This is a genomic window from Dietzia sp. UCD-THP (assembly GCF_000349585.1).
Classification (GTDB): domain Bacteria; phylum Actinomycetota; class Actinomycetes; order Mycobacteriales; family Mycobacteriaceae; genus Dietzia; species Dietzia natronolimnaea_A.
Genome location: NZ_AOSR01000002.1, coordinates 74,817 through 95,548, shown reverse-complemented (window position 1 = coordinate 95,548; position 20,732 = coordinate 74,817). Strand labels below are relative to the sequence as shown.

At 70.6% G+C, this 20,732-nt stretch carries 24 protein-coding genes; 16 read left to right on the top strand and 8 right to left on the bottom strand.

Features of this window, described 5'->3' with window-relative positions; genetic code table 11:
- Window positions 1-127: 127 nt before the first annotated feature.
- The 5 genes from H483_RS20975 (at window position 128) to H483_RS20960 (ending at window position 2,879) form a co-directional block, all read left to right on the top strand.
- Complete coding sequence (locus H483_RS20975) at window positions 128-310, top strand: hypothetical protein (protein WP_017835198.1); 183 nt, start codon at window positions 128-130, stop codon at window positions 308-310.
- The gene (locus tag H483_RS20970; protein WP_017835197.1) at window positions 307-1,155 is read left to right on the top strand and encodes a hydrolase; all 849 of its coding nucleotides are present in this window, start codon (window positions 307-309) and stop codon (window positions 1,153-1,155) included. The genes H483_RS20975 and H483_RS20970 overlap by 4 nt, the downstream gene beginning before the upstream one ends.
- 65 nt (window positions 1,156-1,220) lie before the next feature.
- The gene (locus H483_RS20965) at window positions 1,221-2,111 is read left to right on the top strand and encodes an alpha/beta fold hydrolase (protein WP_017835196.1); all 891 of its coding nucleotides are present in this window, start codon (window positions 1,221-1,223) and stop codon (window positions 2,109-2,111) included.
- Between the two features lie 52 nt (window positions 2,112-2,163).
- Window positions 2,164-2,307, top strand: a complete 144-nt coding sequence (locus H483_RS39475) for a hypothetical protein (protein WP_017835195.1) — start codon at window positions 2,164-2,166, stop codon at window positions 2,305-2,307.
- A complete protein-coding gene (locus H483_RS20960; RefSeq protein WP_052308361.1) occupies window positions 2,304-2,879 on the top strand; it encodes a hypothetical protein in 576 nt (191 codons plus the stop codon). The genes H483_RS39475 and H483_RS20960 overlap by 4 nt, the downstream gene beginning before the upstream one ends.
- 36 nt (window positions 2,880-2,915) lie before the next feature.
- On the opposite strand, the gene H483_RS20955 is transcribed toward H483_RS20960, so the two are convergent.
- Entirely contained in the window at window positions 2,916-3,809 is an 894-nt protein-coding gene (locus H483_RS20955; RefSeq protein WP_017835193.1) for an SDR family NAD(P)-dependent oxidoreductase, read from the bottom strand.
- A 110-nt stretch (window positions 3,810-3,919) separates the two neighbouring features.
- Here H483_RS20955 and H483_RS20950 point away from each other — a divergent pair, with 110 nt between their 5' ends.
- The 3 genes from H483_RS20950 to H483_RS20940 all read left to right on the top strand — a co-directional run bounded on the left by H483_RS20950 (window position 3,920) and on the right by H483_RS20940 (window position 7,213).
- Window positions 3,920-5,137 carry a S9 family peptidase gene (locus H483_RS20950; RefSeq protein ID WP_017835192.1) on the top strand — a complete coding sequence of 406 codons (1,218 nt, stop codon included), beginning with the start codon at window positions 3,920-3,922 and terminating at the stop codon, window positions 5,135-5,137.
- A 279-nt stretch (window positions 5,138-5,416) separates the two neighbouring features.
- The gene (locus H483_RS20945) at window positions 5,417-6,286 is read left to right on the top strand and encodes an alpha/beta fold hydrolase (protein WP_017835191.1); all 870 of its coding nucleotides are present in this window, start codon (window positions 5,417-5,419) and stop codon (window positions 6,284-6,286) included.
- A gap of 18 nt (window positions 6,287-6,304) precedes the next feature.
- On the top strand, window positions 6,305-7,213 hold the full coding sequence (locus H483_RS20940; protein ID WP_017835190.1) for a hypothetical protein: 909 nt from the start codon (window positions 6,305-6,307) through the stop codon (window positions 7,211-7,213).
- 15 nt (window positions 7,214-7,228) lie between these two features.
- Here the strand turns inward: H483_RS20940 and H483_RS20935 are convergent, their stop codons facing one another.
- Window positions 7,229-7,951: a hypothetical protein gene (locus H483_RS20935; RefSeq protein WP_052308359.1), complete on the bottom strand. Its 723-nt coding sequence runs from the start codon at window positions 7,949-7,951 to the stop codon at window positions 7,229-7,231.
- A 394-nt stretch (window positions 7,952-8,345) separates the two neighbouring features.
- On the opposite strand from H483_RS20935, the gene H483_RS20930 reads away from it, so the two are divergent.
- Entirely contained in the window at window positions 8,346-9,722 is a 1,377-nt protein-coding gene (locus tag H483_RS20930) for a lipase family protein (RefSeq protein ID WP_017835188.1), read from the top strand.
- A 7-nt stretch (window positions 9,723-9,729) separates the two neighbouring features.
- On the opposite strand, the gene H483_RS20925 is transcribed toward H483_RS20930, so the two are convergent.
- Window positions 9,730-10,164 carry a nuclear transport factor 2 family protein gene (locus H483_RS20925; RefSeq protein WP_017835187.1) on the bottom strand — a complete coding sequence of 145 codons (435 nt, stop codon included), beginning with the start codon at window positions 10,162-10,164 and terminating at the stop codon, window positions 9,730-9,732.
- A 24-nt stretch (window positions 10,165-10,188) separates the two neighbouring features.
- Between H483_RS20925 and H483_RS20920 the strand changes: the two genes are divergently transcribed.
- The 3 genes from H483_RS20920 to H483_RS20910 are packed head-to-tail and all read left to right on the top strand — an operon-like array spanning window position 10,189 to window position 12,016.
- Window positions 10,189-10,731 carry a nuclear transport factor 2 family protein gene (locus tag H483_RS20920; protein WP_017835186.1) on the top strand — a complete coding sequence of 181 codons (543 nt, stop codon included), beginning with the start codon at window positions 10,189-10,191 and terminating at the stop codon, window positions 10,729-10,731.
- Window positions 10,728-11,624: an SDR family NAD(P)-dependent oxidoreductase gene (locus tag H483_RS20915; protein ID WP_017835185.1), complete on the top strand. Its 897-nt coding sequence runs from the start codon at window positions 10,728-10,730 to the stop codon at window positions 11,622-11,624. Before H483_RS20920 ends, H483_RS20915 begins: the two co-directional genes overlap by 4 nt.
- A 2-nt stretch (window positions 11,625-11,626) precedes the next feature.
- A complete protein-coding gene (locus H483_RS20910) occupies window positions 11,627-12,016 on the top strand; it encodes a hypothetical protein (protein WP_017835184.1) in 390 nt (129 codons plus the stop codon).
- Between the two features lie 220 nt (window positions 12,017-12,236).
- Here H483_RS20910 and H483_RS20905 read toward each other — a convergent pair whose 3' ends face one another.
- Together H483_RS20905 and H483_RS20900 are read right to left on the bottom strand one after the other, a co-directional pair.
- The gene (locus H483_RS20905; RefSeq protein ID WP_031264367.1) at window positions 12,237-15,263 is read right to left on the bottom strand and encodes a leucine--tRNA ligase; all 3,027 of its coding nucleotides are present in this window, start codon (window positions 15,261-15,263) and stop codon (window positions 12,237-12,239) included.
- Window positions 15,264-15,532: 269 nt separating this feature from the next.
- Window positions 15,533-16,021 (bottom strand): DoxX family protein, encoded by a 489-nt coding sequence (locus H483_RS20900; protein ID WP_017835182.1) that lies wholly within the window; start codon window positions 16,019-16,021, stop codon window positions 15,533-15,535.
- 96 nt (window positions 16,022-16,117) lie between these two features.
- Between H483_RS20900 and H483_RS20895 the strand changes: the two genes are divergently transcribed.
- From H483_RS20895 to H483_RS20885, 3 genes are all read left to right on the top strand, one after another.
- A complete protein-coding gene (locus H483_RS20895; RefSeq protein WP_017835181.1) occupies window positions 16,118-16,648 on the top strand; it encodes a MarR family winged helix-turn-helix transcriptional regulator in 531 nt (176 codons plus the stop codon).
- Complete coding sequence (locus tag H483_RS20890; protein WP_031264365.1) at window positions 16,645-17,190, top strand: SdpI family protein; 546 nt, start codon at window positions 16,645-16,647, stop codon at window positions 17,188-17,190. Before H483_RS20895 ends, H483_RS20890 begins: the two co-directional genes overlap by 4 nt.
- Before the next feature lie 158 nt (window positions 17,191-17,348).
- Window positions 17,349-17,927 carry a hemerythrin domain-containing protein gene (locus H483_RS20885; protein ID WP_031264364.1) on the top strand — a complete coding sequence of 193 codons (579 nt, stop codon included), beginning with the start codon at window positions 17,349-17,351 and terminating at the stop codon, window positions 17,925-17,927.
- 87 nt (window positions 17,928-18,014) lie between these two features.
- On the opposite strand, the gene H483_RS20880 is transcribed toward H483_RS20885, so the two are convergent.
- Both H483_RS20880 and H483_RS20875 read right to left on the bottom strand, forming a co-directional pair.
- Window positions 18,015-18,383, bottom strand: a complete 369-nt coding sequence (locus H483_RS20880) for a DUF202 domain-containing protein (RefSeq protein ID WP_017835178.1) — start codon at window positions 18,381-18,383, stop codon at window positions 18,015-18,017.
- Complete coding sequence (locus H483_RS20875) at window positions 18,380-18,763, bottom strand: YidH family protein (protein ID WP_017835177.1); 384 nt, start codon at window positions 18,761-18,763, stop codon at window positions 18,380-18,382. The genes H483_RS20880 and H483_RS20875 overlap by 4 nt, the downstream gene beginning before the upstream one ends.
- Before the next feature lie 106 nt (window positions 18,764-18,869).
- Here H483_RS20875 and H483_RS20870 point away from each other — a divergent pair, with 106 nt between their 5' ends.
- Window positions 18,870-19,853 carry a bile acid:sodium symporter family protein gene (locus H483_RS20870; protein WP_017835176.1) on the top strand — a complete coding sequence of 328 codons (984 nt, stop codon included), beginning with the start codon at window positions 18,870-18,872 and terminating at the stop codon, window positions 19,851-19,853.
- Here the strand turns inward: H483_RS20870 and H483_RS0118910 are convergent.
- Complete coding sequence (locus tag H483_RS0118910; RefSeq protein WP_017835175.1) at window positions 19,786-20,730, bottom strand: alpha/beta fold hydrolase; 945 nt, start codon at window positions 20,728-20,730, stop codon at window positions 19,786-19,788. The two genes, H483_RS20870 and H483_RS0118910, sit on opposite strands and share 68 nt — an antisense overlap.
- Window positions 20,731-20,732: the final 2 nt, after the last annotated feature.

Below are 20,732 nucleotides of genomic sequence, written 5' to 3'. Positions count from 1 at the left end.
CACTGCTGCACATTGTGCTCCTGTCGTCGGCGCCCGGGAAGAGTCTCCGGGCAGTGACGGCGGCGGGTCCGGCCGAGTGGGGGCACGACGGATGCACCCTCGCGGCCGCACGGGGACACTGGAGCACATGTCGACTTTCCGCCTCCGCACTCCGGACCGCACCATCGATCTGGGCGAGTTCGACAACGCCCAGGAGGCGCTCGAGCACGCCGTGACACTCCAGCCCGAAGCGCGTCCGGTCAACGGCGACCTCGAGGTGCTGGTCGGCGTTGAATGGCATTCCGTGGCCACGGAGGGCGACATCTCATGACCCCCGCCGCCGCGGGGTCCGTCACGCAGTGCGCCACCTGCGGGGTCGAGCGCGCCGAACCTTTGCCCGAGACGTGTCCGATCTGCGCCGACGATCGGCAGTACGTCCCGGCCGGCGGCCAACGCTGGACCCACCCGGGGGAGTCCTCGGCGCGTGGCGGGCGGATCGAGTTCGCCGAGCGCGAAGCGGACGTGATCAACCTGGTCCACCGGGACTGTCCCGGGATCGGACAGAAGCCGGCGCTCATCCGCACGGACCACGGGAACGTGATGGTCGAGGCGCCGAACCACATCACCGAGGAGGCCGTCACCGCGGTACGCGGGTGGGGTGGGGTCTCGGCCATCATCGCCTCCCATCCGCACATGTACGGCGTCCAGTCCCTGTGGTCCGCGGCGTTCGACGACGCCCCGGTCTACGTCTCGGCCCCGGACCAACACTGGCTGGGACTTCGGCCCCGCAACACCGTGGTCTGGGGCGGAGGTCACCGGGGCGACGAGATCGAGATCCTGCCGGGTGTCCGCGCCTCGCAACCCGGGGGCCACTTCCCGGGCAGCGCGGTGGTCCACTGGACCGCGCGCGACGGCCGGGGGGTGCTGTTCACCGGCGACACCATCGGCACCGTCGCCGATCCCCGCTGGGTCACGTTCATGCGCTCGTTCCCCAATTGGATGCCACTGTCCGGAGCGGTGGTCCGGCGCATCGCCGACCACGTCTCGCGCTATGACGTCGACCGGATCTACGCGAACTTCGGCGGCTGCGTCCCCCATGACGCCGGCGACGCCGTACAGCGCTCGGCGGAGCGCTATGCCGAGTGGGTCGACGGCGAGCACGACCACCTCACATAGCAGGCCGGTGCCGGATACGTCAGGACCCGCGTCGGGAGGCCCGGCGGGCCATAAGGTGGGCACCCATGGAGGAGCACCGAACCATCCGGCTCGCGGGTCGCCACGTCAATTTCGTCGCACTCTCCTGGGGCCCCGAGAACGCTCCCCTCGCGGTCCTGCTGCACGGATACCCCGATTCGCCCCATTCCTGGCAGGGGGTGGCCCCGGGACTCGTGGACGCGGGCTACCGGGTGGTCGCCCCGTTCACGCGGGGGTATGCGCCCTCCGGCGTTCCCACAGACGGGTCGTATCACATCGGCAGCCTGGCCCACGACGCGATCGAGTTGCACGCATTGCTCGGCGGTGATGACCGGGCGGTCCTCGTCGGACACGACTGGGGTGCGGTCGCCGCGCACGCCGTCGCCGGGCTCGCCGACCAGCCCTATCGGCGCGTCGTGACGATGGCCGTGCCCCCGCCGGCCGCGTTCTTATCGCGGGAGGGTGGCATCCTCGCCTCCGTCGCCCGGCTGCTCAGGCAGGCGAGGCTGAGCTGGTACATCGCTTTCCAGCAGCTGCCGGTGCTCGCGGAACGGTCACTGCCCACCGTGGTTCCCCTGCTGTGGCGCCGGTGGTCGCCCGGTCTCGAGGCCGGCCCCCACCTCGACGCGGCGTGGTCGGCGATCGAACCCCGGCGCACCGAGGTCCTCCGCTATTACCGTCACGCGGCGCGTCCGTGGACGGTGCCGCCGGAGTGCACCGCCGTCCAGCGGGCGATATTAAGCCCCACCACCGTCCCGATGCTCTACCTGCACGGACGAGACGACGGGTGCATGCTCGCGGAGTGGGCCACGCTCGCGGCGTCCGTTCTCCCTGACGGGAGCCGGGTGGAGACCGTGCCGGACGCCGGCCATTTCCTCCAGGTGGAGCGCCCCGACCTGGTCACACGACTGATCGTGGATTTCGTCGGCGCGCGCTGATCATGTCGTCGACGCCGGTGGGTGTGGTGCTCCGGCGACTAACGTTCCTGACGTGGAGATCCACCTGGCGGGCCTGGGCGTGAGCATCGCCGTGCTCGCTCCCGGTCTCCTGCTGTGGCGCTTCCCGCCGCGCGATCCCGCGCCCACGTCCGTGGCGCCGGCCCCGGCGCGGTGGGGCGTGAAGTGGACGGTGTGAGGGAGACGGGCGTGGCGCTGTGGTGGCTGCCGGTCGGAGCCGGCGGCCACGTGGTGGTCCACACCAGCCGCTGGTGGGAGGAGTTCCACGCGCGTCGCGAACACCGCCCCAGCCGGCCGCTGTTCCACGCCGCGCTCGAGGTGTTCACCGGGCACGGCCGATGTGCCATCGAGATGGCGCCGGCGTGGGGGCCGCTCAGCGGGTCGGACGGGGTCGTGGCGACCGGACCCGTCGGCCTGCACTGGCTGGGCCGATCGCGCTTGTTCCGGTACGAGGTCCGCTGCCAGGTCGACGGCCGGATCCCGGATCTCGCCTGGGCACCGCAGCCGCCCACTCTGATCGCGCTGTCCGCGGTCGAGGCCGACGCGCTGCTGGGGCGTGTCGCGGAAGTCCCGCGGCATACCTGGGGACGTGATGCGACGGGAACGGGCGAAATGTGGAACTCCAACTCGCTGATCTCCTGGCTTCTGCAGACCTCGGGGATCGACGCGGCGGCACTGGGCCCGCCGGACCACGGGTCGGCACCGGGGTGGGCGTCGGGCATCGTGGCCGCTGAGCAGGCCCCGCGATGAGGGGTGCCAAGACCGCCGGGGTGCCGAGACCTCCGCTCAGGCCCGGGCGACCGAGGACTCCGCGAACCGCCACAACCGCTCGGCGATCTCCGGATCCGAGGCCTCGGCACTCCGGCCGATGAGGGTGGGCATCCCCCTGAGGTTCCGCAGCCCGTCCGGCCCGGTGTAGCTGCACGACGGGAGCGGCCGGGTGGCGGCGGCCATCGTGGTGAGCGCCGCCTGGTCCGCGGGTTGCGCGAACACCGAGCAGACGCCGGTGAGCACTCGGTCGACCACGGCGTTACCACTGGCATTGGAGATGCCGGTCGCCGCCCAGCCGGGGTGCGTGATCTGCACGTCCACCCCCGGCGCCGCCGCCTCCGAGCGTCGGTCCCGCAACCGCTGGTCCAGCGCGAGCCCCCACAGCATGTCCCCGAGCTTGGACTGGGCGTAGGCCGCCGCGGGGGTCCACCGACGTCGCTCGAAGTGCGGGTCATCGAAATCGAAGGTCCCGGCCTTGTGGGCGTTGGACCCAACGATCACCACACGACGCCGCACACTCGGGAGGACGAGGTTAGTGAAGAGGAACGGTCCGAGCACGTTGACGCCGAGCAGCATCTCTAATCCGTCTGTGGTCTCGCGGCGACGGGGTGTGATGGCACCGGCGTTGTTGACCAGCATGTCGATCGGTTCGGACTCCGCCCCGTTCAGCTCGTCCGCGGCGTTTCTCACGCTCTCCAGCGAGGCCAGATCCAGCTCGACAATCCGAGACGGGCCCGGCAGCGCGGTCGCGACATCGCGTCCCCGCCCGGTGTCCCGGACGGCGAGGATCACCCGCGCGCCGCGATCCGACGCGGCGCGGGCGGTCTCCAGGCCGACGCCGCTGGTCGCCCCCGTGATGAGCCATGTCTGACCGGTGAGGTCGGGGATGTCTATGCCTCTGTGCGCCACGGATCCCACGTTACTGATCGCAGGAAGCAGAGCCGGGACGCGGTTGGGCGAGCATTTCGGATTGGACCGGAAGACGGAAACCCACTGAGCACGGCGGTTAGTCTCCGCTCATGCGCCCCTTCGCCTCCCGCCCCCGCCGTCCGCTGGCCGCAGCGGTCGCCGCCCTCGTCGTCGTCACCTCCCTCACCGCTCCCACCGCCAGCGCCGCACCGGCAACCTCCGCCCAACCAGCACCGCGGTGGTCGGGCCTGGACACCCGCCAGTGGGACCGACCGATCCCCGCGCCCGGCGTCACCTCCGCGACCGTGCCACTGGACCCCTCGCTCTCGCTACCCGAGGCCGGGCGGGCGGTGCGCTCGGCGTACGGCACGATCGACCAGCACGGGAACCCCGCGATCGCGACCTCGGCGGTGTTCCTGCCGCACGGCGCTCCCCCGCCGGGCGGGTGGCCGGTAGTGGCCTGGGCACACGGGACCACCGGTCTCGGCGACGACTGCGCCCCCTCTACGCACCCGCGCTCCGAGCGCGACGCCGAGTACCTCGGCCACTGGCTGCGGCAGGGGTACGCGGTCGTGGCGGCCGACTATGTGGGGCTCGGGACGCCGGGCCTGCTCAGCTACCTCAACGGGCAGGTCGCGGCCCACGGGATCGTCGACGCGGTGATCGCCGCACGCGCAGACGGCCTCCCGCTCTCCCCGACGTGGGCCGCGGTGGGCCAGTCGCAGGGAGCAGGCGCCGCCCTGGTCACCGCCACCCGGGCCACCGAACTGGGCACGCCGTCGGGGCTGGACTACCGGGGCGTCGTGGCCACGGGTGCACCGGCCAACCTCGAGCACCTCTTCCAGTGGGGCGGGCCCGGCTTCCCTCCGGTGTCGCTGCCCACGGGCCTGAACCTCTACGCCCTCTACATCCTCGCCGGCCTCCGGGACCAGCACCCCGAGGTCGGCCTCGATGACTTCCTCACCCCTCGCGGCCGCGAGATGGTCGACGCCGCCGAACACCTCTGCTACGAGGACATGCGGGCCGCGGTGGGCGATTTCCAGATATCCCAGGCCCTGACCAGACCGGTCAGGGACATCCCGGACGTCTTCGGACTTCTCCAGCGGTACATGGGGACCCCGGCCACCGGATACGACCGCCCGGTCTTCCTGGGCCAGGGTCTGCTCGACCTGGACGTGCCCGCACCCTCCGCGCTGTCGCTCGCGGCGGAGATGACGCTGAACCGCCAACCATTCGAACTCCACGTCTATCCGGACAGGGACCACAGCGGGACGGTCTACGCGGCGACTCCGGACGCCACCGCGTTCCTGAATCGGGTGATGCGCTGACGGCCGAGCGGAATCTGGACACGCCGTCAACATGTGGCCGGCCATCGTGCGCGGCAGCGGTCGGTCGAGGTCGCGTCATATATGTGACCGACACCACAATCGTTATCTACTTGTCACATGAGAATTTCCGAGTAAAGTCCTCGCCATCGCCGCGCGGGGATGTTCTGGGACTCCCCGCGCGGCTGACTTATCTCCGGCCGATCTCCGGCCCATCCCCGACCGGGCCCCATTTCCCGCGAGGCGGCCGGTTCTAGAACCTGTTCCAGTATCGTGGCCCCCATGAGCGCCCTCGACTTCGAGTCCACCAGCAAGACCCTCACCGCCGGCCGCTTCGAGCTGCACTTCCACGAGGCGGGAGAGCAGAGTGTCGCGGAGCCCGAGAGCGCCGTGCCCGTGCTCTTCCTCCACGGCTCCGGCCCGGGCGTCACCGCGTGGTCCAACTTCGCGGGCAACCTCCCGGTCTTCGCCGAGCGATTCCACACGATCCTGCTCGACATGCCCGGTTTCGGGAAGAGCTCGGACCTCGACTGGGAGAAGGCCTATCCCCTGATCGCCGCCGAGGCGATCGACGCTTTCTGCGAGGCCAAGGGGATCGAGAAGGTCGACATCATCGGCAACTCGATGGGCGGCAACGTGGCCTGCGAGACCGCGCTGGCCTACCCCGGCCGCGTCCGCAAGATGGCGCTCATGGGCCCGGGCGGCCTGGCGGCGCCGCTGTTCACCCCCGAACCCAGTGAGGGCTCCCGGCGCCTGTTCGACTTCCTCGCCTCGCCCTCCGACGAGTCCATGGCCGCCTGGGTGGACACGATGGTGGGCAACAAGAAGGTCGTGTCCGACGAGCTCATCCGGACCAGGACCGAGGCGGCGACCGCCCCCGGCGCGGTCGAGCGGATGTACGCCATCTTCGGCTCGATCCTCAAGCCCGAGAACGCCTACACCCCGCTGTACGCCCGGGCCTCCCAGATCCGCCAGGAGACCCTGCTCATCTGGGGTCGCGACGACCGCATGCTGCCCTATGAGCAGGCGCATTTCGCGTTCCGGCAGCTCCCCCGCGCCGAGCTCCACGCGTTCTCACGCTGCGGCCACTGGGCGATGATCGAGCAGAAGGACAAGTTCGAGCGCCTGGTGATCGACTTCCTACTCAACTGACCCGCTAGCCTCGGGGACATGAGCGAGTCGCCGCAGTCCGACCAGCCCGCCGCCGACACGCGCTCCGACCACCAGAGCGGAGACGGGGCCGGGTCCGGGGGCGCGGTGGACCCGCAGACCGGCGAGGACCTGTCCTGGAAGAGCACCCCGGTCGCGATTGTCCTGCTCGACCGCCCCGCGCCCGGCCACCGCGACGTCACCGAGCTGCTCGCCGAGATCTTCGAGGGTTCCTACGACGTCGATCCGGGAACTGACGAGGACCCCGCGACCGCCGTGTCCGTCGAGGACGTCACGGTGGTCGTGACCCCGCTCGACCTGCCCGTGGCCGACGGCGAGGCGTCCCGGTACACCGAGAACCTGGCCATCTGGAACGGCGGTCAGGGTGTGGTGGACTCACACCGGTCGCAGGTCGTCGTGGCCGCCTTCCGTCTCGGACCGGTGGGGGACGACGGCGAGCCGGCCGAGCCCGAGTACCTGGACCCCAGGCTCGACACGCTCCGGTGCGAACTCGCGGTGGCCACGGTGACCGCCGCGCTGACCGCGCTCCCCGGTGCGATCGCGGTGAGCATCGGCGGCGCGGCCACCACCCTTCCCGCCGGCCCCTACCGCGATCTCGTCGCCGGCAACCCGCTCCCCGTCCCGGCGCTCGTCGGAGTGCGCGCGGGTATGCAATCCGAGACCACGTCGTGCGTGTACACCACCGGACTCGGGCGTTTCGGTCGGCTCGACCTCGAGCGGCTCGACGTCCCCGGGCCTCCCGGCGCCCTCTACGGGCAGATGTGTGACCTGGTCGCGTACACGCTGGGCTCGGGGACCATCTTCCAGCCCGGTCAGGCCTTGGAGGTGGGCGGGTCCCAGCCGCTGCTCACCAGCCTGGAGGCCTCCCCGTTCACCGGACAGCAGGTCCTGCGCCTCACGTCCGGCTGAGCCCCGACTGTCGCATCACGGTCGCCGGTGGGTCATGCGCTCGACCACCAACCTCGTGGTGGCCGCGAGCTGGAACGGCCGGACGACCGGTTCGATGCGGCTGGTCAACCGCTCCTTCTTCAGCTTGGCGATCACGCTGCGGACCAGTTCGGGCAGGGGGTTTCCCGAATGGTCGACCAGCGGGTAGATGCGGACCTCCGGCGCCACCCGCGCCATCTCGACGATCGCGTCGACATGGTCGGCCGTGCTCATCCGGTCCGCGTAGGTGAACAGCAGGTGGGAGCACAGGACGAGGTCCGCGGAGTCGGAGGCCAGAGGCAGGTCGGGCAGCGCCCCGGCGATGTACCGGCCGGGAGCGGCCTCGAGGTCGGCGAGCATCGACTCGGCCGCGGCCCGGCGGACGGATTCGTGACCGACGACCCCTCCCCGGACGTCCCAGTCGTACTCGAGATCCCGGGAGTGGAAGTGGTGGAGCGACCGATCCAGATCCGCCAGGACCCGTTCCCTCAGATCACGACCACCGAGCGCGTATTGCGGATCCACCGCGACCGCGTCGCCACCCGCGGCGCAGATCTCCGCGACGGCGCTGGCCGCTCCGCCCGGGCAGTCGACGATCCGGCCGCCCAGGTCCGCGGCATCCAGCTCGAACATGTCCGTGTACTCGTCCAGCGAGCGGGCGCTCACCAGGACATCCGACTCCGACAGGGGAAGGTGGATAGTGCGGGGGCTAGCGGTCACCTGGTCGTTCTCCTCGATCAGGTCGGGCTCGGCCTGACTCGGCCGCGGTGGGTGTTCGGCGATGGCCCGTGGCCCTGAGTGGTCCGCCTGCCCGACTGTCGTTCGGCCCACCCGTTCCCGGTGGGCCCGTGAGGCGCCTGCTACGCCAAGGCGGCATGGGCGGCGCGGATCCACTCGGGGTCGCTCCGCCAGCACATCAACACGTCGTTCTGCACGGCGCCACCGTAGCAATGAGCGCGGGCACCGGCCACCGATTGTTTCCTGTTGAACCGAACCCGCGAGGCGCTCCCCGCCTGTGACCTGGACCACGAGCAAAACAGACACCGGTTATAGTTCCGAGTAACGCAGGACGCGCCCCAGTCGTCCCCGCGGCGCCGACACCCCTGGAGACCATGTGAGATCACCGTCATCCGACCGGACCTCGACCCGCGGCGTGGCCACCCTGGCCGGGGCGCTCGCGATCGGACTGGCGGCGGCCCTGGCGCCGGTGCTGGTCATCGGCCCGGTGCCGGTGGTCGCAGCGCAGCCCGTGGCGGGCGGCCAGGGCTCCTCCAACGCACCCGACCGGACCGCGTTCTACACCCCGCCGGCGGATCTACCCGCGGTCCCCGGCACCGTCATCCGCAGTGAACCCATGACCATCACGCCGAGCGTTCCGGATCTCGTCGCGGGCGGCACTCTCACCGCCGACGCCCAGCGGATCATGTACCGCTCGACCGGTGCGGCGGGTGGGCCCGTCGCCGTCACCGGCACCTACCTCCAACCCCGGGCCCCGTGGAGCGGACCCGGCCCGCGCCCGCTCGCCGTGGTCACGCCCGGCACACAGGGACAGGGGGACCAGTGTGCGCCCTCGAAGTCCATGGAGGTGGGGCTCGGCGTCGGGACGGCCCCGATCTCCATGGCCGCCGGGTACTCGCTGATCGACGCCTACTCGATGCTCGCCGAGGGCTTCGCCGTCGTCGTCACCGACTACGAGGGTCTGGGCACCCCGGGCCACCATCCCTACGTCAACCGCGACTCCCAGGGACGCTCGGCCCTGGACGCCGCCCGCGCCGCCGTGTGGCTGCCGGGAACGGATCTCGCCCCCGACTCCCCCACGGTGGTGAGCGGGTACTCCCAGGGCGGTGGCGCGGCGGCGGCCGCTGGCGAGATGCACCGGGAGTACGCGCCGGACCTCAACCTCGTGGGCGTCGCGGCCGGAGCCCCACCGTCGGACATGCTCGGCACGCTCGACCGCGTCGACGGCGGCGTCCTCACCGGAGCCGTCGGCTACGCCATCAACGGGATCCTGCAGGTGCACCCCGAGCTGCGCCCTGCGTTCGACCGCCAGCTCAACGACGAGGGCCGCCGCATGCTCGAGGTGACCTCGACGCAGTGTGTCGCCGAGACCGCCTTCGCGTACGGACTTCGTCGCACCAGCGAGTTCACCGTGAGCGGCAACTCGCTGGCCGACGCCGCCCGGTCCGAGCCGGAGATCCTGCGGGTCCTGGAGAGCTACAACCTCGGCCGGGTGGCCCCCACGGTCCCCGCGCTGGTCCTGATCGGTCGGAACGACGACGTGGTCCCGCACCACACCGCGGTCGACCTGGTCCGCGACTGGTGCGCCCAGGGCACCACCGTCGAGCTGCGCACCGCCGAGATCCCCGCTGTGGCGCCGGGCCTGGTGATCGACCACGCCCTGCCGATGCTGGCCGAACGCGCCACCAACGCGCGCTATCTCATGGACCGGGTGCACGGGGTGCCGGCGCCGAACTCCTGCGGCACCGTCTGACGCGCGGTCAGGGCAGGTTGTGGTGGAAGGCCTGCTCCTGCGCGAGGCTGTCGATCCGCCAGCCCTCGGTGGTGCGGACGAAATCCAGCACGTACCAGAGCCCGTAGAAGAACACCTGCTGGTCCTTCTCCTCCACGGGCTTGAGTGCCATCGGGTTGAAGCACATGCAACGACCGGTCGCGCAGTCCCCGTCCAGGGTCACCGCGAGATTGCCCATGAGGTGCTGGGTCGAGGCGAAGATCGGGAGCATCTCCGCCAACCACGCCCGCACCGCCGGATACTCGTCCGCGGGGCCTCCCGAGGCCTCGAAACTTACCCGGGCGTCCGGGGTGAACACCCTGTCCAGCCCCTCGAAGTCGCGGGCATCGATACAGGTCGCGTACCTGGTCACCAGGTCCTGCAGGTCCCAGCGATCGGACAGCTCGACCAGTGTTCGACTCATGCTTCCTAGGCTAACGTGGCCCGCATGCAGTTCGAGCAGGAATTCCGCGCCCGCCAGGCGATCGAGCAGCTCAAGCACCGTTACTGGCGGGCCTGCGATGCCAAGGACCCACAGGGGTTCCGGGACTGCTTCGTGGCCGAGGGCGGAGTCCTGGACTTCGGCCCGCTCGGCCGCACCGACCCGGACACGATGGTCGGCATCTTCCGGCAGATCGCCCTGGCCACCGCCTCCGACGGCGGCCCCCGCATCCTCGACATGCACCACGGCCTCATGCCCTCCATCGCTGTCGAGGACCCCGGGGACGGGGACGCACCCCAGCGCGCCACCGGCACCTGGACGCTGCAGTTACGACAGGTGGACCGGGAGAACGGCACCGAGACGCTCTCCACCGGGGAGTACTCCGATGTCTATGTGGTGGAGAGTGGCCGCTGGGTGGTGGCCGAGTGCCTGTTCTCACCGGGCTGGTCGATCACCCGCTCGCTCGACAGCGCCACGGTGACGTTCCCTGAGCTCCAGACCGTCCGGAGTGACGACTCGGCTCCCGCAGCCGCCGGAGTCGACTCGTGAGCGCGCGCGTGGCCCTGGTCACCGGCGGCAGCCGCGGCGTGGGCCGGGGGGTGGCCACCGCTCTCGCCGAGGCCGGGTGGACCGTGTACGTCACCGGGCGCTCGGCCGATCGGCTCCGTGGCACGGTCGAGGCCGCGCACGGAGCACCCGGGCAGGTTCGGCCGCTCGAGTGCGATCACTCCGTCGACGGGCAGATCGTCGCCGTCGTCGCTCGCATCGTCGCCGAGACCGGCCGCCTCAACCTGCTGGTCAACAACGTCTGGACCAACCCCAAGGGCTTCATGGGCTTCAACGGCAAGTTCTGGGAGCGGCCCGCCGGCGACTGGGACGCGCTCATGGGAGTGGGCCTGCGCGCGCACTACGTGGCGTGCTGCGAGGCCGCCAAGGTGATGGTCCCGCAGGGGTCGGGTCTGATGGTCAACATCTCGTCCTTCGGGTCGCGCTCGCCGTTCCACACCGTGCTCTACGGGATGAGCAAGACCGCCCTCGACAAGATGGCCTCGGACATGGCGCACGAACTCGCCGGGACCGGGGTGTCCACCCTGTCCCTGTGGCTCGGGCTCATCCGCACCGAGCTCATCCTGTCTCTGGGGATGGACGACTTCAACGGCTTCCCCCTGGACCGCGCCGAGGACCCGACCTTCGTCGGCCGCGTGATCGCGGCGCTGGCCCAGGACCCGTCGCTCTCCGAGTTGAGCGGGTCCACGATCATCACCGCCGAATACGGTCGCGAGAAGGGCCTGAGGAACGATGACGGCGAGGTGCCGCTGTCGCACCGGGGTGCCTTCGGCGGGGGTCCGCTCTTCCCACCCGTGACAGACCAGCAGCTGGGGATCGCGACGGTCGACGAGGTGGCCGAGGCAGGCGGGCACAACGGATTCGCGGGGGGCTGACGATGACTTTTCAGCCGATCGGCGAATCCGACGACCCACTGGAGCGCCTTGAGCGCAACGAGCGCCAGGCGACCGACGCCATTCGCTACGTCCTGCTCTCCGCCTCGGCCGTCGTCCTCTTCGCGGTCGCGCTCGTGGCGTTCGGCGGAGGTATCGGCGAGCGGTGCACGGAGCCCGGCGGCACGTGCCTGACACAGGACCGCGTCGAGGTGGTGCTTCTGCCGCTGCTGCTGTCGGTGGGCCTGTCCGTGACGGCGGGCATCAAGACGTACCGGCGGTGGAAGCAGCACATCAGGTGGCGGCCGTGGCTCTTCGCCAGCTACGCCATGTGGATTGTCACCACCACCTACCTGATCGGCTCGTCCTCGGCGGTGTTCGTCCAGGTGGGCTGATCCCAGGTCGGCTGATTCCAGGTGGGCTGGTTCCGGGTGGACTGATTCCAGGTGGACTGATTCGTCATCCCACCCACCCCGACCTACGCGGCCCCTCTGCACGCATTCGGGCGTGGTGCGCGCCCGGACGGGACCATTCCGGGCGCGCAAGCCGAAAGCACGCCGGCGCGCGGGCCCACCGCAAGCAGCGCGCGCCCACAGCAGGCCGGGGCGATTCCCGTCAGGGCACGATGTTGACCATCTTGCCCGGGACCACGATGACCTTCTTCGGGGCCGCCCCGTCGAGGTTCGCCTGCACCTTCTCGTCGGCCAGGGCCGCGACCTCGACCTCGGCCGGTGAGGCGTCCGCGGACACGGTGATGCGCGAGCGCACCTTGCCCTTGATCTGCACCGGGTACTCGACCGAGTCCTCGACCAGGTAGGACTCGTCGTGCTCGGGGAACGGGCCGTGGGCCAGCGACCCGGTGTGCCCGAGCCGCGACCACAGCTCCTCGGCCAGGTGCGGGGCGACGGGCGCCACCATGAGCACCAGCGGTTCGACGACCGACCGCGGTGCCCCCGGCCCCTCCGTCGGGTAGGCCTTGGTCAGGAAGTTGACGTACTCGATGAGCTTGGCGATCGCGGTGTTGTCCCGCAGTCCGGCGTAGTCATCGCGCACCCCGGCGATGGCCTTGTGCAGCGCCTTGAGCACCTCCTGCGGAGGCTCGTCCCCGGTCACGCGGGCCTGCCCGGTGGACTCCTCGATCACCACGCGCCACAGGCGCTGCAGGAAGCGATGCGCCCCCACGACGTCCTTCGTGGCCCAGGGCCGGGAGGTGTCGAGCGGCCCCATGGACATCTCGTACACGCGCAGGGTGTCGGCACCGTACTCGTCGCAGATCTCGTCGGGCGAGACGGAGTTCTTGAGCGACTTGCCCATCTTTCCGTACTCCTGGAACACCTCGGGCGCGTCGGGGGAGCTGTCCAGGTAAAACTTCCCGTCTCGCTCCTCTACATCCGCAGCGGGGACGTAGACGCCGCGCGAATCGGTGTAGGCGAACGCCTGGATATACCCCTGGTTGAACAGCCTGCGGTAGGGCTCCTCGCTGGTCACGTGGCCGAGGTCGAACAGGACCTTGTGCCAGAACCGCGAATAGAGCAGGTGCAGCACCGCGTGCTCGACTCCACCGACGTAGAGGTCCACTCCCCCGGGGTCGCCCTCACCGTGGATCTCGGGCCGCGGCCCTGTCCAGTAGCGCTCGTTCTCCAGCGCGCACAGCTCGTCGGAGTTCGTGGGATCGATGTAGCGAAGCTGGTACCAGCTGGAACCGGCCCAGTTGGGCATCACGTTGGCGTCGCGGGTGTAGGTCTGCACGCCGTCGCCGAGGTCCAACTCTACGGTCATCCACTCGGTGGCCTTGGCCAGCGGCGGGGAGGGCATCGAGTCCGCGTCGTCGGGGTCGAAGGAGACGGGCTTGTAGTCCTCGACCTCGGGCAGCTCGACGGGCAACATCTCGTCGGGCAGTGCGTGCGGGACACCGTCGGCGTCGTAGACCACGGGGAACGGCTCGCCCCAGTAGCGCTGGCGGGCGAACAGCCAGTCGCGCAGCTTGTACTGGACGGTCCCCTCGCCGGTGCCCTCACCCTCGAGCCAGGCGATGGTCGCGGCCTTGGCCTCGTCGACGCCGAGTCCGTCGAGCGACAGCCCCAGCTCGTTGGTCGAGTTCACGGCGACGCCGTCGCCCGAGTACGCCTCGGCCGCCACGTCGAGCTCGCTCCCGTCGGCCGGGGCGACCACCTGGACGATCGGCAGACCGAAGGCCGTGGCGAACTCGTGGTCGCGGGAGTCGTGGGCGGGCACCGCCATGATCGCCCCGGTGCCGTAGCCCATGAGCACGTAGTCCGCGACGAACACCGGGACCTGCTGTCCGTTGACCGGATTGACGGCGTAGGCGCCGGTGAAGACGCCGGTCTTGTCCTTGTTCTCCTGGCGCTCCAGATCGGACTTGGTGGCGGCCCGGCGGCGGTACTCCTGCACGGCCTCGGCCGGGGAGGAGTGCCCGCCGGTCCACCGCTCGTCGAGCCCCCCTGTGCCCGCGTCGCCGGCCGCCCCGGCGCCGACGCCGCCGGCCGTGTCCGGCCAGAACGGCCCGGCCAGCTCGTCGACCAGCGGGTGCTCGGGCGAGAGCACCATGTAGGTGGCGCCGAACAGCGTGTCGGGGCGGGTGGTGAAGACCTCGATGGACTTGTCGGCCACCGCGAAGCGCACGCGGGCGCCCTGCGAGCGGCCGATCCAGTTGCGCTGCATGGACTTGACCTTGTCCGTCCAGTCCAGTCTGTCCAGGTCGTCGACCAGCCGATCGGCGTAGGCGGTGATCCGCATCATCCACTGGGAGAGGTTCTTGCGGAACACCGGGAAGTTGCCGCGCTCGGAGCGGCCCTCGGCGGTGACCTCCTCGTTGGCCAGCACGGTGCCCAGCCCGGGACACCAGTTGACCTGGGAGTCGGACAGGTACACCAGCCGGTGGGAGTCGAGGACCTTTTCCTGCTCGGCCGCGGTGAGGTCGGACCAGTCCCGGCCGGCGAACCCCTCGGGCAGCGGGCGGGCACCGGAGGCGAACTGCTCGCGCAGCTCGGAGATCGGCCGGGCGCGGCCGGTGCGGGTGGGATGCGCGCCGCCGTCGGTGGTGCGGGCGGGAGCGTCCGGGTCGTACCAGGCGCCGTGGATCTGCAGGAAGATCCACTGCGTCCAGCGGTAGAACTCGGTGTCCGTAGTGGCCACCACGCGCCGGCGGTCGTGGCCCAGACCCAGTCGCCCGAGCTGACGCTCCATGTTGACGATGTTGGCCTCGGTGGTGACCCGCGGGTGCTGGCCCGTCTGCACGGCGTACTGCTCGGCCGGGAGTCCGAACGCGTCGTACCCCAGGGTGTGCAGGACGTTGGTCCCGAGCATGCGGTGGTAGCGGGCGAAGACGTCGGTGGCGATGTACCCCAGCGGGTGCCCCACGTGCAGGCCGGCGCCGGACGGATACGGGAACATGTCCTGCACGAAGAGCTTGTCCTCGGGCGGCGCCGAGCCGTCGGCGGGCGCGAGCGGGCCGACGGGATTGGGGGCCTCGAACGTCCCGCGCTCGGACCACTCGCGCTGCCAGCGGGACTCGATCCGGCCGGCGAGATCGGCGCCGTAGCGGTGGGCGGGCCCCGCCTGGTCCGCCTGCGCCCCGGGGACGGACTGATCTGCGGTGACGGTCTCGTCGCTACTGCTCACGGTTGTCTGCTCTCCCTGATCCTCGCCGGTGCCCACACGCAGGCCGTGTCCAGCCTAAACCCTGGAGTAGGCCGGGCCTCCTCAGCGTGTGGACACCGCTGGGCCGAGGCCCCGCCCCATCGAGTCCCCGCCCCGTCGAGAAGAGCGTCCCGAACACATCGCGCGAGAGGCGGTGTGCGGAACGCTCTTCTCGATGTGGGGACGGCGGGGGCGACGGGGGCGGCGGGGTGCCTAGGGTGCCGGGGTCGGCGGGGGCGGCGGGCGTCGAGTCAGGACCTGGTGGCGCGACGTCCGGCGATCAGCGCGTCGAGGCTGTACCGCCCGGGGCCGACCAGGCCGAAGACGACGGCGGCCAGCGCGATCACGGCGACGAGCTCCCAGCCGCCGTTCGTGGCGAAGATGCCGGCGCCCTGGTGGACGAACAGGTAGGCGCCCAACATGACGACGACGACGAGCGCCGCCACCACCTGGGTGAGCAGGCCCACCACCAGCAGGATTCCTCCGGCCAGCTCGACCACTCCCGCGAACACCGCGGCGGCCTGGGCGGCCGGGACGCCGACGGAGTCAAAGAACTCGCCGGTGGCGCCCGCGCCGTTGGTGACGAGCTTCTCCCAACCGTGGGCGATCAGCACGACGCCGAGCAGGACCCGGGTGAGCAGGAGGCCGATGTCGCGGACGAGTCCGGGCACGGGGACGAGGGTGTCGGCCGCCGCGGTACGGGCGGCGGCCGTCGGGGTGGCGAGTTCTGAGGCGCTCAAGTGTTCAGTCCTTTCGGGTCACGCATCCGGATGATGCGTCACACACTTTTAGCGCCGCACTAGGTGTCGTGTCAACTATGGGCGTAGACTGGGCCCATGAGCGAATCCCCGGTGACCGACGACGTCAGATGGCTGACCGACGAGGAGAAGGCCCTCTGGCGCGACTACCTGGCTATCCAGGGGCGCCTCCACCTGGCCATCCAGAGAGACCTCAAGGCCACGTCCAGTCTGACGGAGCCGGAGTTCGAGGTGCTCGTGTACCTGAGCGAGGCCGACGGGCCGCTTCGCATGACCGCGCTGTCCGATGTCCTGCAATGGGAGCGGAGCCGGCTCTCCCACCAGGTCACCCGGATGGTCCGGCGGGGGCTGGTTCAGCGGACGAGTTGCCCCACCGATGGCCGGGGCGCCTTCGTCTCCGCCACCTCCGAGGGGATGCGCGAGATCGCCCGGGCCGCACCCGACCACGTCGCCACCGTGCGCCGGGAGTTCCTGGACCGCCTCGACGAGCAGGGCAAGCGCGAGCTCGCGCGCCTGTTGGCACTGATCGAGGGCACTGCCGGGAACGATCCGACAGGGGACGAGGCGAATCGGAATTACGCCGCCGCGGGCGTACCCTCGGAAGCGTGAACGCAGTGCTCATGGTGGTCGTGGTGGTGCTGGCGGGTCTCGCCCTCGTGGTCGGCGTCACCGGCCTGCTGGGGTCGCTCGGCCGGCTGCCGGGCAACGGCGTCCTGGGTGTGCGCACCCCGGAGACCCGACGCTCCCCCGAGGCCTGGACGCTCGCCAACCGCGCCGCCGGACCCGCCCTCATCGGCTCGGGTCTGACGCTTCTGCTCGGCGCGCTCGGCGTGGGGTTGATCGGGGGCTGGGTCGGTGGCCTCGTCGTCGTCGTCGCCCTTCTGGGTTCCCTCGCGCTGCTCAGCGCCGCCGGCCTCGCCGGATCACGCGCGGCCGCGCTGTGGGACGCCGCGCAGGACCCGGATCAGGACGAGAGCGGGTGCGGGTGCGGCTCCGAGGGCGGGTGCGGCGGGCACGCCTCCGGTTCCGGTGACCCCTCCGACGATCCCGCCGATCCCGCCGACCCGGCCACCGACTGCAGCGTGACCGGCGGGTGCGGTTCGTGCGCCCTGCAGGGCATGTGCGAACCCGAGGGCACCTCCACCCGGTAGTCCCGGTATTCACGCCCGGTGTACGGCGCCGCGGTGGCGCGCGCGGGCACCCACTGGGCCGCGCATCCGGGCGCGCAGCCGACCTCGACCGGTGGCCCACTGGCCTCGCGCTGCCTACGGTCGGATATCCATCCGGCCCACACGTGAAGGAGTTCGCCATGGCCCAGACATCCGCGACCGAATCCCACCAGGATGTCGTCGACATCCTCACCGCCGACCATCGCGAGATGATCGGGCTGATCGAGATGATCGAGGAGACCACCGACCCCTCCGAGCGCCGTGCGCTGGCCGATTCCGTGATCGCCGAGGTGACCCGCCACTCGGTGGCCGAGGAGCTGTTCGTCTACCCCGTTTACGAGCGCGAGATTCCGGACGGCGGCGACGAGGTCGAGCACGACAAGAAGGAGCACCAGGAGATCGAAGAGGTGATGAAGGAGCTCGAGGGCCTGGACTCCGAGAGCGCCGAGTTCATCGCCACCGTTAAGCGTTTCAAGGAACTCCTCGATCACCACGCCGACGACGAAGAGACCGACCAGTTCCCCAAGCTCCGGGCAGCCGTCTCCGCAGAGGACCTGCTCGATCTGGGCCGCAAGGTCGAGGCGGCCAAGAAGATCGCCCCCACCCGGCCGCACCCCGGGTCGCCGCACTCCGAGCTGTTCCACATGACGCTGGGGCCCGGTGTCGGCATGGTTGACCGGCTCCGTGACGCCCTGAGCGGGCGCCTGAAGAACACCTGATCCGTCTGCCCCGGCCGGTCGTCCCAGGCCGGGCGCGGGCGCAGGTGCGGGCGCGGGTGCGGATGCCCTCGGAGCCGTGTGCTGCTGTTACGAGAGCACCCTCACCAGGACGGCGGCGAGGCCGCACCCGGCCATCACCAGCACCATCGCCACCAGCCCGATGTTGTAGCGGGCCTGGGTCTGCTGGACCTCACCCGCCCGGACGAACCGCCCCACCCGCTGCTCGTGGTGCCGCTGCACCCTGAGCAGCGCGAGCAGCGGGACCACCAGGAGGGTCGCGAAGACGGCCGCCCAGACCCACGCGGTCTCCGCGATCAACTTCGCCACGAGGATGATGTTGACGGTCACCACGGCCCAGGTCCGCGCCCACGACAGGCTGGTGCGCTCGGCCTGCAGGCCGACGTCGGGCGGCACGGCCTCTGGGCGCACGCCGATGCGCCGCCGCGGAACGCTCATGCGATGGTGCCACCGAGGATCGCGAGGACCAGCAGGATCGCGCCGATCGCGATACCCAGCACCAGGAGGATCGACGCCTGCGGGACGGGAAGTGGCTTGTTGTGGCGCATCGAGGCCTCGATGCGGATCCACCGTCGGAACGACACGGTGGCCAACAGGGCCGCCATCACCAGCAGGACACAGGCCAGCGGAGTGCGGATGATCTCCGGAATCTCGTCCCCGGCGAAGGCCTCCATCGCCACGGCTCCGGCCATCAGGCCGAGGCTCGTGCGGATCCACGCCAGGAAGGTCCGCTCGTTGGCGAGCGTGAACCGCGGGTCCGGTTCCTCTCCGTCGCGTAACGACCTGGGCCGCCATCCCTGGCGGGCGCTCTCTGTCATGCCCCGAGCCTATCGGGCTGCACCAGGGGTCCCGCGCCTGCCGGGACCTCACCCGTCCCGGGGCCTCGCGCGGACCTCCTGCGCCGCGGAGTGGTGAGATGGGCCGATGAGATTCCTGCGTCGCCTCCGGATCGAGCCGTTCATCCTGGCGATCCTGGCCGCCGTCGTGGTGGCGGCGGTGCTGCCTGCCACCGGCGGGGCCGCGACCGCGTTGGGCTGGGTCACGACCATCGGGATCGCCGTGTTGTTCTTCCTCTACGGCGCGCGGCTGGAGCCCCGCGAGCTCCTGGCCGGTGTCAGGCACTGGCGGCTGCACTCCGTGGTGCTGGCCGCGACGTTCCTGCTGTTCCCGGCACTCGGCCTGCTGGGCAGCTGGGCCCTCACGCCGGTGCTCGGCGAGCCGCTGGCCGCCGGATTCCTCTTCCTCACGCTCGTGCCGTCGACCGTGCAGTCCTCGATCACGTTCGTGGCGATCGCCCGCGGCCACGTCAGCGCTGCCGTGGTCTCGGCGTCCGTGTCGAACCTCCTCGGGGTGGTCCTCACTCCCCTGCTGGTCTTCGCCCTCATGACCCGGGACGGAGCGGTGGTGATCACGTGGGACTCGGTCGGGAAGATCGCCCTGCAGCTGCTGTTGCCGTTCGTGCTGGGCCAGCTGCTGCGACGCTGGGTTCTGCCGGTCATCTCCAGGATCAGACGGCTGGCGCTGTTCGACAAGTCGGTGATCGTCCTGATCGTCTACGCGGCGTTCTCCGAGGGCGTCGCCGACGGCATCTGGTCGAGAGTCGGACCGGCCCAGCTGGCGTGGCTGATCGCCGCGTGCTGCGTCCTGCTCGCGGTGGTGCTGGGGTTGACCGAGCTGATCTCCCGTGCGCTCGGATTCGCCGATCGGGACAAGAGGGTCGTGCAGTTCTGCGGGTCCAAGAAGTCTCTGGCGACCGGGCTGCCCATGGCCGCGGTGCTGTTCGTCGGCCAGCCGGTCGGGCTCCTGGTGCTCCCCCTGATGCTGTTCCACCAGATCCAGCTCATCGTGTGTGCGTGGTTGGCGGGGCACTACGGCCGGGCGGAGGGGTCTGCCGCGCCCGCCGCGTGAGGCGCCGACGCCCCTGGACACCACAGCTAGGAGCGGTTCTGCTCCAGGAACTCGAGCACTGCGGCCGCCACCTCCGCGGGCGTTCCTCCGGGGCGAAGTGGCCACACTCCTCGATCACGTGGAGCCCGCTGCCCGGGATCGCCCGCTGCAGGCGGTGGGCGTGCTCGATGACCTGCCAGGTGTCATCGGCACCCCAGATCATCTGGACCGGGACCCGGCCCAGCGTGTCCAGTTGGTCGCTGATCTCCATGGTGTGGACGGGCTCGTAGTGCGCCACCTGGTGCTGGAAGAGGCTCGGCTGGCCGATCGGTCCGCTGATGAGGTCCACGTAGATGCGCAGGGCCTCCGGGTCGAAGCCCGAGGGGTCGCTGTGGGTGGACAGCAGCCACTTGCGGAAATGCTCGCGGTGCTCGTCGTCGGGCTTCTTCGCCAGCACCTCCAGCCCGTCGGCCATCTGCTGCCGGGTGCGCTCGGAGGGGTAGGAGTCGAAGCTCACGACGTCGATCAGCGTCAGCGTGCGCAGGCGCTTGATCGAGCGGACCCCGAACCGTTGGGCGACGCCGCCTCCGATGTCGTGTGCGACCAGGTGGAACGTGTCCAACCTCCACAGGTCGAGCAGTTCCGCCAGAACGGCGACCTGACCGGTGATCGACGTGTCCACGGCCGGGTCCCGCGGCCTCTCCGACAGGCCGTAGCCCAGTAGGTCGAAGACGTGGACGCGGTACCCGGCGTCGACGAGCCGTGGCACGACGTTCCGCCAGATATATGACGACGACGGGGTGCCGTGCACCAGCACCACAGGTTCGCCGGCCCCGTGGACACCGTGGGCGACGCGGTGGCCGTTGATGATCGCGTGCTGGTCGACGACCTGATCCATCG

Bases quoted from the DNA above. Each gene is read 5' to 3' on its own strand.
- H483_RS20975 (WP_017835198.1), top strand. From the start codon at position 128: ATGTCGACTTTCCGCCTCCGCACTCCGGACCGCACCATCGATCTGGGC.
- H483_RS20970 (WP_017835197.1), top strand. From the start codon at position 307: ATGACCCCCGCCGCCGCGGGGTCCGTCACGCAGTGCGCCACCTGCGGG.
- H483_RS20965 (WP_017835196.1), top strand. From the start codon at position 1,221: ATGGAGGAGCACCGAACCATCCGGCTCGCGGGTCGCCACGTCAATTTC.
- H483_RS20950 (WP_017835192.1), top strand. From the start codon at position 3,920: ATGCGCCCCTTCGCCTCCCGCCCCCGCCGTCCGCTGGCCGCAGCGGTC.
- H483_RS20945 (WP_017835191.1), top strand. From the start codon at position 5,417: ATGAGCGCCCTCGACTTCGAGTCCACCAGCAAGACCCTCACCGCCGGC.
- H483_RS20940 (WP_017835190.1), top strand. From the start codon at position 6,305: ATGAGCGAGTCGCCGCAGTCCGACCAGCCCGCCGCCGACACGCGCTCC.
- H483_RS20925 (WP_017835187.1), bottom strand. From the start codon at position 10,164: ATGAGTCGAACACTGGTCGAGCTGTCCGATCGCTGGGACCTGCAGGAC.
- H483_RS20920 (WP_017835186.1), top strand. From the start codon at position 10,189: ATGCAGTTCGAGCAGGAATTCCGCGCCCGCCAGGCGATCGAGCAGCTC.
- H483_RS20910 (WP_017835184.1), top strand. From the start codon at position 11,627: ATGACTTTTCAGCCGATCGGCGAATCCGACGACCCACTGGAGCGCCTT.
- H483_RS20895 (WP_017835181.1), top strand. From the start codon at position 16,118: ATGAGCGAATCCCCGGTGACCGACGACGTCAGATGGCTGACCGACGAG.
- H483_RS20885 (WP_031264364.1), top strand. From the start codon at position 17,349: ATGGCCCAGACATCCGCGACCGAATCCCACCAGGATGTCGTCGACATC.
- H483_RS20880 (WP_017835178.1), bottom strand. From the start codon at position 18,383: ATGAGCGTTCCGCGGCGGCGCATCGGCGTGCGCCCAGAGGCCGTGCCG.
- H483_RS20875 (WP_017835177.1), bottom strand. From the start codon at position 18,763: ATGACAGAGAGCGCCCGCCAGGGATGGCGGCCCAGGTCGTTACGCGAC.
- H483_RS20870 (WP_017835176.1), top strand. From the start codon at position 18,870: ATGAGATTCCTGCGTCGCCTCCGGATCGAGCCGTTCATCCTGGCGATC.
- H483_RS0118910 (WP_017835175.1), bottom strand. From the start codon at position 20,730: ATGGATCAGGTCGTCGACCAGCACGCGATCATCAACGGCCACCGCGTC.